8 protein-coding genes and 1 tRNA gene are annotated in these 6,223 nt (G+C 51.0%); 8 read left to right on the top strand and 1 reads right to left on the bottom strand.

Translation table 11 applies throughout. The annotated features are described in order from the left end of the window. The first annotated feature begins 53 nt into the window (after positions 1-53). From lolB to ychF, 7 genes are all read left to right on the top strand, one after another. Positions 54-701 (top strand): lipoprotein insertase outer membrane protein LolB, encoded by a 648-nt coding sequence (gene lolB / locus ABTW62_RS06795; RefSeq protein ID WP_430903843.1) that lies wholly within the window; start codon positions 54-56, stop codon positions 699-701. 17 nt (positions 702-718) lie between these two features. Continuing rightward, positions 719-1,552, top strand: coding sequence for a 4-(cytidine 5'-diphospho)-2-C-methyl-D-erythritol kinase (ispE, locus tag ABTW62_RS06800; protein WP_430903844.1), 834 nt, complete (start codon positions 719-721; stop codon positions 1,550-1,552). A gap of 12 nt (positions 1,553-1,564) precedes the next feature. Continuing rightward, a tRNA-Gln gene (locus ABTW62_RS06805) sits at positions 1,565-1,639 on the top strand. Between the two features lie 96 nt (positions 1,640-1,735). Continuing rightward, complete coding sequence (locus tag ABTW62_RS06810) at positions 1,736-2,686, top strand: ribose-phosphate pyrophosphokinase (protein ID WP_430903845.1); 951 nt, start codon at positions 1,736-1,738, stop codon at positions 2,684-2,686. Between the two features lie 57 nt (positions 2,687-2,743). Continuing rightward, on the top strand, positions 2,744-3,355 hold the full coding sequence (locus ABTW62_RS06815; RefSeq protein WP_430903846.1) for a 50S ribosomal protein L25/general stress protein Ctc: 612 nt from the start codon (positions 2,744-2,746) through the stop codon (positions 3,353-3,355). 269 nt (positions 3,356-3,624) lie between these two features. Further along, positions 3,625-4,212 (top strand): aminoacyl-tRNA hydrolase, encoded by a 588-nt coding sequence (pth, locus tag ABTW62_RS06820; RefSeq protein WP_430903847.1) that lies wholly within the window; start codon positions 3,625-3,627, stop codon positions 4,210-4,212. A 66-nt stretch (positions 4,213-4,278) separates the two neighbouring features. Beyond that, positions 4,279-5,373, top strand: a complete 1,095-nt coding sequence (ychF, locus tag ABTW62_RS06825) for a redox-regulated ATPase YchF (RefSeq protein ID WP_430903848.1) — start codon at positions 4,279-4,281, stop codon at positions 5,371-5,373. Between the two features lie 92 nt (positions 5,374-5,465). Here ychF and ABTW62_RS06830 read toward each other — a convergent pair whose 3' ends face one another. Then, positions 5,466-5,627, bottom strand: a complete 162-nt coding sequence (locus ABTW62_RS06830) for a hypothetical protein (protein WP_430903849.1) — start codon at positions 5,625-5,627, stop codon at positions 5,466-5,468. A gap of 218 nt (positions 5,628-5,845) precedes the next feature. On the opposite strand from ABTW62_RS06830, the gene ABTW62_RS06835 reads away from it, so the two are divergent. After that, the coding region (locus ABTW62_RS06835; RefSeq protein ID WP_430903850.1) for a hypothetical protein at positions 5,846-6,223 on the top strand (378 nt) is incomplete at its 3' end.

The following is a 6,223-nucleotide window of genomic DNA, read 5'->3' on the forward strand; positions in this document are numbered from 1 at the left end:
ATCATAGATAAGTTGTTCGTAGGGTATGCACGATCGCTAGGAGGCTGTCCAGCATGTGCGGTTTAAGTGCTGAAAAGACTTGGCGTGTTCAGCGGTGGTTGTGCGTGTGTTTGTTACTGGCCAGCTGCGCTGGGCCGGCGATTCGCCCTGCTGCCATCACAACGACCATCATTCCGCCTGCTTTCGAACAGACTGAATCGATGGATCGTTTTTTTATGCTGGTAGGCCGGCTGGCGGTGAAAACCGATCAGCAGACATTCTCGGGCAGTGTACGTTGGCGGCATACGGCACATGAAGATGAAATTTACCTGTTCTCTCCACTGGGTCAGGTGGTCGCCGAAATTTATCGCGATCGGGCAGGCGTGCGCCTGACGACATCCGAACCGGCAATTTATCGCGCGGCTACGGCAGAGCAACTCACGGCACAGGTATTGGGCTGGGAGCTGCCGCTCGCCGGTTTGCGATATTGGGTACGTGGCCAGCATTTTCCGATGACAGTGGCCGAAAAGGATACCGACCGCGATCATCGTACCGTCGCGATCCGCCAGGATGGCTGGCAGATCGCTTATTTGGATTATTATCCGGAACGGGCAACGCAATCCGCTTTGCCGCGATTGCTGGAATTCAGTCGTGCGGATATGAAAATGAAACTGATCATTGATCAATGGCAGGATGAAAACGCCCCACGCCCAGCAAAATAAAAAATAGTGAATGTGCTATGCATACATTTCCAGCCCCCGCCAAGCTTAACTTGTTTCTGCACGTGATTGGACGCCGTGAGGATGGCTACCATCTGCTGCAAACGGTTTTTCGTTTTATCGATTACGCGGACCAGCTGACTTTTACTGTCAGGGATGACGGGCTGATCCAGTTGACCAATCCCATGCCCGGTTTGCCCGACCAGGATAATTTATGCGTGCGTGCAGCTAAGCTGCTGCAGGAGCGGAGCGGCTGTTCTCTGGGTGCCGACATCCATCTGGAGAAACGAATTCCGATGGGTGGCGGGCTGGGGGGCGGAAGCTCTGATGCCGCTACGACATTGATCGCCTTAAATCGGTTATGGAAGATTGACCGGGACAGGGAACATTTGATGACACTCGGATTGGAATTGGGCGCCGATGTGCCGATATTCGTCTATGGCAGGAATGCGTTTGCCGAAGGTATCGGTGAAATATTTACGCCTGTAGACTTGCCTTCCTGTTGGTATCTGGTGCTGACTCCGCCTGTGCATGTCTCCACGGTCGAGGTTTTTTCGAGTCAGGAGTTGACACGCGACACAATTCCGATCAAAATGGCGGCCTTTTCCACCGGACAGGGACATAACGATCTTGAACCGGTCGTTGCGCAGATGCAGCCGCTAGTCGCCAGCTGGCTGGCGTGGTTAAGGCAGCGGCGAGGTGCGACGAAAGTCGCAATGAGTGGATCGGGGTCGTGTATATTTGCAGAGTTTCCTGACGAGTCCAGTGCGCGGGAAGCATTCATACAGATGCCCGGCGAGATGAGTGGTTTTGTCGTGCAAGGGCTTGCAAGCCATCCTTTGTCGGATTTTTAGGAAAATTTATATTGGGGAGTCGCCAAGTGGTAAGGCACCGGATTTTGATTCCGGCATTCGTAGGTTCGATCCCTACCTCCCCAGCCAGATCTCAGTAATAATCTGTCAGCAGCAAATGCTGGCGTTACACAACCGATTATGTCGACCTGCACCGTTTTTTTTATCCCGGGATAATAGTTACACATGGCCTACGACAGCTTGATGGTGTTTACCGGCACGGCCAATCCAAAGCTCGCGCAGGATGTGGTCAGGCACCTGAACATCAATATTGGGCGCGCAAAAGTTGCACGTTTCAGCGATGGTGAGATCATGGTGGAAATACTCGAGAACGTGCGGGGCAACGATGTGTTCGTGTTGCAGTCCACCTGTGCACCCACCAACGAAAGCCTCATGGAAATTTTGGTGATCGTGGATGCCTTGAAGCGTGCCTCGGCCGGTCGTGTTACTGCCGCTATTCCTTATTTTGGCTACGCGCGGCAAGACAGGCGGCCGCGTTCAGCGCGTGTGCCCATCACAGCCAAAGTGATCGCGAATATGCTGACCAGTGTCGGCGTGGATAGACTGCTCACCATGGATTTACATTCCGACCAGATCCAGGGATTTTTCGATATTCCCGTAGACAATATCTACGGCATGCCGATTCTGCTCGGCGATATCTGGAAGCATAACTATAAAAATTTGATCGTGGTGTCACCCGATGTAGGCGGGGTGGTGAGAGCGCGCCATATGGCCAAGCGCTTGGAGTGCGACCTGGCAATTATCGATAAACGGCGTCCCAAACCGAACGAATCCATAGTGATGAACATCATCGGTGAAGTCAAAGGCCGTACTTGTGTGATCATCGATGATATGGTAGATACCGCGAACACCTTGTGTGAAGCCGCAGCGGCCCTGAAAGAGGAGGGGGCGTTAAGCGTGATTGCCTATGCGACGCACCCAGTGTTGTCAGGCAGCGCGGTGACACGTATTGAGAATTCCGGTCTGGACAAGCTGGTTGTCACCGATACGATTCCCTTAAGTGAAGAAGCGGCAAGCTGCGATCGTATCAGTCAACTGAGTGTGGCAAGCTTGTTCGGTGAATCGATGCTCAGAATAAGCAATGAAAGCTCGTTGAGTTCATTGTTCATGGAATAAACCTATATGATTTCTTGATTCATCCGGTGGCGGATGAGTCATTTTCAGGAGAACGCAATGCAAATCGAAATAAGTGCCAGTAAGCGAACATTAGAGGGAACGGGAGCAAGTCGCCGCTTGCGCGCGGCAGGCAGACTGCCCGGAGTTGTATACGGAGGGGATAGTACTACTGCCCAGCCAATTGAATTGGATCACAAGGATTTGTTTTATAAATTAAAAATGGAAGCTTTTCACGCATCCATTCTTACTCTCAATGTTGACGGAAAATCCGAACAGGTATTGTTGCGGGATGTACAAATGCATCCGTTCAAGCAGCAAGTGCTGCATGTCGACTTCCAGCGGGTCAATCAGAACCAGAAAATTCATATGAAAGTGCCACTGCATTTCATCAATAGCGATATCGCTCCCGGCGTGAAATTGTCTGGCGGTATGATCAGTCATGTACTGAACGAAATCGACGTCTCCTGCTTGCCCAAGGATTTGCCTGAGTTCATTACTGTCGATTTGTCAGACATGACCGCAGGCAGTACTTTGCATTTCAGCGATCTGCAATTGCCCGAGCGAGTCGAAATTCCGGCCTTGCTCAAAGGCGACGATCAGCCAGTCGCTACCCTCATTGCACCACGTGGTGGTGTCGCAGCAGGCGAATCGGAATCCGAGTCCGCCTAAACCGTTCTTGCTCCCGGAGTAAGACTAGGAGGCTGTCCGAGAATAGCGATCGTAGCGAGGGCGAGGCTGGTTGAGTTGGATTTTTCGATCATTTGAGGCGAATAGTCGTTCTATTCAACGAAAAGGATCGTAAAATCCGGCCAACCAGGCTCGTCCGCAGTAGATCAGTCTATTCTTGGACAGCCTCCTAGCCTAGTCGATCATCCGGGAGTACCGCAAATTCAAGTCACGTTTTATCCAGTCATTTATTGCCAAGGTCGAATCAGGTAGTGGAATCACCCATCAGAATTGTGGTTGGACTTGGCAATCCAGGCGAAAAATACACAGCCACCCGCCACAATGTCGGCTTTCATTGGCTGGACCAGTTGGCCGACACCTTGCATGCATCGTTCAGAGTGGAAGCCAAATTTCATGGGCTATGCGCGCGCGCAACCCAGGACGATAGTGAATGCTGGCTGCTCAAACCACAGACCTACATGAATGCCAGCGGTCTGGCTGTGGCAGCCATCTGCCGTTTCTACAAGATAGCACCAGAACAAATCTTGATCGTGCATGACGAACTGGATCTGGAGCCGGGCATAGTCAAATTGAAATCGGGTGGCGGAGCAGGCGGACATAACGGCCTCAAAAGCATTATCGCCCAGCTATCAAGCCAGTCTTTCTGGCGTTTACGGATCGGTGTTGGTCATCCCGGAAACAAGCATGCGGTTGTGGATTATGTTCTGCATCCTCCCAGGAAGGAAGAAGCGTCACGCATCGAGCAGGCCATCGATCGCAGCATGCAGGTGTGGCCACTCATTGCCAGGGGCGATCTAGCGGCAGCCATGCACCAATTACATACCCGGGGTGACAAGTAGCGTGTGCGTTTGTCCAACCGTTTGTAATTTCCTACTATTTCCTAAAAAATTGATGAGAATCCGATCATGAGCTTGAAATGCGGGATCGTAGGCTTGCCAAATGTGGGCAAGTCCACATTGTTTAATGCGTTGACCAAAGCCGGCATTGCGGCCGAGAATTATCCCTTCTGTACGATTGACCCCAATGTTGGCATAGTCGAAGTGCCCGACCCGCGCCTCGCTGGCCTGAGTGAAATTGTCAATCCACAGAAAGTGCAACCGGCAACCGTGGAGTTTGTCGACATCGCTGGACTCGTGGCTGGCGCTTCCAGGGGCGAAGGTTTGGGCAATAAATTTCTGGCTAATATCCGGGAAACCGATGGCATTGTGCACATGGTCCGTTGTTTCGCGGATGATAACGTCGTGCATGTTGCTGGCCAGGTGGATCCTCTATCGGATATGGAAGTGATCCAGACCGAGCTGGCATTGGCAGATCTGGCAACAGTGGAAAAGGCGATGCAGCGCGAAGCCAAGCTGGCAAAATCTTCGGGTAACAAAGAAAGCGTTCGTTTGCTGGCGATATTGGAGAAATTGCATGCGCACCTGGACCAGGGTCATCCTGCCCGCAACCTCGAACTCGAAAGCGCCGAACAGGCATTGCTGAAGCCACTTTGTTTGTTGACCGCCAAGCCTGTTATCTATGTGGCCAACGTGGCGGACCAGGGCTTTGCAGACAACCCCATGCTGGACAAGATCAAAAAGCAGGCCAAACAGGAGGCAGCGCCCGTGGTGGTGATTTGTGCCGCCCTGGAGGCCGAGATTGCAGATCTATCTGATGAAGACAAGCAGATCTTTCTCGCGGATATCGGGCTCGAGGAACCTGGTCTGAATCGCCTGATTCGCGCGGCCTATCAAATTCTGGGGCTCCAGACCTATTTCACAGCCGGCGTCAAGGAAGTCCGGGCCTGGACGATACGCAGCGGCTCAACCGCTCCCCAGGCTGCCGGTGTCATTCATACCGATTTCGAGAAAGGCTTTATACGCGCCGAAGTCATCGCCTATGACGATTTTGTCGCCTACCGGGGAGAGCAAAAGGCCAAAGAGGCCGGAAGAATGCGCCTCGAAGGCAAGGAATATATCGTCCAGGATGGTGATGTGATGCATTTCCGCTTCAATGTTTGAGCCAAGACAGGTATTCCTGGAATCTATCCAGGGTTTCTGAAAGGCCCTGAAAACAGGATGTTTCGTGATGCACCTATGGCCGCCATGGAGAGTCAGGGCGTCAAGACCATACCTTCCAGCCGATCTTTATCGAGAATTTCCAACAGAAATAGACACTGTTTCTCTGTTGGAAGCTGGGAGGGAATTTGCATGACCACCATGAGCACACCATCTGCCTTCAATCGTTCAACAACGATACGATAGTCATTGCCCATCCGTCAAAATTTATGCGCATATAAAATCAATGTCAACCCTATCGGCATGATATTTCATCATATTTTTATCGCATTCTTGACTTAGACGGTATTATGACCTAGTTTTCATTTCTGTCTAAATCTAATTAGCGTTGCAGACGAATAGCGAGAAGTAGTACTAGCAATTACTAGTACTTTGCGCTAGGATAGCTCCACGGTCAGCGCAGATGGAGCAAGAAATGAAAGATGACAACCCCCTAGTAGTTCAGTCAAAGACAAATATTGCTAATACCCTCCGTGCCTTAGCTACTGGCATTGAGCAAGGCACTGTGAGTCACTATGAAATCAAGCAGTCAAGTGATGGCAGTATTACAGTCAAAGCGGATTCAACTGACGGAAAAGCTAGAGTAATTCAAACGCATTCTGAAATGGAAGGATATGCCCACAGCTCTACTCAACATATTGAAAAACAAAAGCCGGAAGCTCGTAGAAGAACTGTCAAGAAAATGATTGAAAGTGGGTTGACCCAGACAAAAATAGCAGAAAAAACGATGTACTCACAAAAAACCATTTCCAATGATGTGAGACGGCTTAAAGAGGATGGTGAACTTTTGCGC

Origin of the sequence: Nitrosomonas sp. ANs5 (assembly GCF_050584665.1) — a bacterium.
In the GTDB taxonomy this organism is placed as follows: Bacteria; Pseudomonadota; Gammaproteobacteria; order Burkholderiales; family Nitrosomonadaceae; genus Nitrosomonas.

Bases quoted from the DNA above. Each gene is read 5' to 3' on its own strand.
- ABTW62_RS06810 (WP_430903845.1), top strand. From the start codon at position 1,736: ATGGCCTACGACAGCTTGATGGTGTTTACCGGCACGGCCAATCCAAAG.
- ABTW62_RS06815 (WP_430903846.1), top strand. From the start codon at position 2,744: ATGCAAATCGAAATAAGTGCCAGTAAGCGAACATTAGAGGGAACGGGA.
- lolB (WP_430903843.1), top strand. From the start codon at position 54: ATGTGCGGTTTAAGTGCTGAAAAGACTTGGCGTGTTCAGCGGTGGTTG.
- ychF (WP_430903848.1), top strand. From the start codon at position 4,279: ATGAGCTTGAAATGCGGGATCGTAGGCTTGCCAAATGTGGGCAAGTCC.
- ispE (WP_430903844.1), top strand. From the start codon at position 719: ATGCATACATTTCCAGCCCCCGCCAAGCTTAACTTGTTTCTGCACGTG.
- ABTW62_RS06830 (WP_430903849.1), bottom strand. From the start codon at position 5,627: ATGGGCAATGACTATCGTATCGTTGTTGAACGATTGAAGGCAGATGGT.